The organism is Kribbella sp. NPDC056861 (genome assembly GCF_040687575.1).
GTDB lineage: Bacteria > Actinomycetota > Actinomycetes > Propionibacteriales > Kribbellaceae > Kribbella.
The window spans coordinates 1437-3086 of sequence record NZ_JBFBNQ010000015.1; the positions used below are offsets into that span (position 1 = coordinate 1437).

Below are 1650 nucleotides of genomic sequence, written 5' to 3' on the forward strand. Positions count from 1 at the left end.
ATGTAGGGCTGGTGTTCCTGCCCGTATTTTGAGAACTGTATAGTGGACGCGAGCATCTTCAGTAGTTGTTTTTTTGTTGTTTTTTGACAAGCTACTAAGGGCAATCGGTGGATGTCTAGGCACCAAGAGCCGATGAAGGACGTAGGAGCCTGCGATAAGCCCCGGGGAGTTGGCAACCAAGCTGTGATCCGGGGGTGTCCGAATGGGGAAACCCAGCTGGCACTCTAAAGCCAGTTACCAGTGCCTGAACACATAGGGTTCTGGAGGGAACGCGGGGAAGTGAAACATCTCAGTACCCGCAGGAAGAGAAAACAATAGTGATTCCGTGAGTAGTGGCGAGCGAAAGCGGATGAGGCTAAACCATGTGCGTGTGATAGCCGGCGTGCGTTGCGTATATGGGGTTGTGGGAGCATTCAGACCTTCAATGCCGTGGGGTCAGGGAGTTATAAATCACTGTTGAAGTCGAATTTTCTGGAAAGTTGAGCCGTAGTGGGTAATAGCCCCGTAGGCGTAAGACAGTGACTTCCGAGTGTTTTCCCAAGTAGCACGGGACTCTTGAAATCCCGTGTGAATCTGGCGGGACCACCCGCTAAGCCTAAATACTTCTTGGTGACCGATAGCGGACTAGTACCGTGAGGGAAAGATGAAAAGTACCCCGGGAGGGGAGTGAAATAGTACCTGAAACCGATTGCCTACAATCCGTCGGAGCATTCACCTTGTGTGGGTGTGACGGCGTGCCTTTTGAAGAATGAGCCTGCGAGTTAGTGGTATGTGGCGAGGTTAACCCGTGAGGGGTATCCGTAGCGAAAGCGAGTCTGAATAGGGCGCTTTAGTCGCATGCTCTAGACCCGAAGCGGAGTGATCTATCCATGGGCAGGTTGAAGCGCGGGTAAGACCGCGTGGAGGACCGAACCCACCAGGGTTGAAAACCTGGGGGATGACCTGTGGATAGGGGTGAAAGGCCAATCAAACTCCGTGATAGCTGGTTCTCCCCGAAATGCATATAGGTGCAGCGTCGCGTGTTTCTTACCGGAGGTAGAGCACTGGATGGTCTAGGGGGCTTACCGGCTTACCGAAATCAGCCAAACTCCGAATGCCGGTAAGTGAGAGCGCGGCAGTGAGACGGCGGGGGATAAGCTCCGTCGTCGAGAGGGAAACAGCCCAGATCACCAGCTAAGGTCCCTAAGCGATTGCTAAGTGGAAAAGGATGTGGAGTTGCCCAGACAACCAGGAGGTTGGCTTAGAAGCAGCCACCCTTGAAAGAGTGCGTAATAGCTCACTGGTCAAGTGATTCCGCGCCGACAATGTAGCGGGGCTCAAGCAATCCACCGAAGCTGTGGCATTCACATATGTACCCGGTATCGACTTGATCGGTATCCAGGTGTGTGGATGGGTAGGGGAGCGTCGTGCAGCGAGCGAAGCAGCAGAGTGATCTAGTTGTGGATGCTGCACGAGTGAGAATGCAGGCATGAGTAGCGAATGACGGGTGAGAAACCCGTCCGCCGAATGATCAAGGGTTCCAGGGTCAAGCTAATCTGCCCTGGGTAAGTCGGGACCTAAGGCGAGGCCGACAGGCGTAGTCGATGGACAACGGGTTGATATTCCCGTACCGGCATTAACACGACCCGACCGAACCTAGTGATGCTAAGG

1 rRNA gene (cut by a window edge) is annotated in these 1650 nt (G+C 53.9%); it reads left to right on the forward strand.

From position 1 onward, the window contains the following. Window positions 1-84: 84 nt before the first annotated feature. Window positions 85-1650, forward strand: a 23S ribosomal RNA gene (locus AB0P21_RS41375); it runs 1620 nt beyond the window's last position.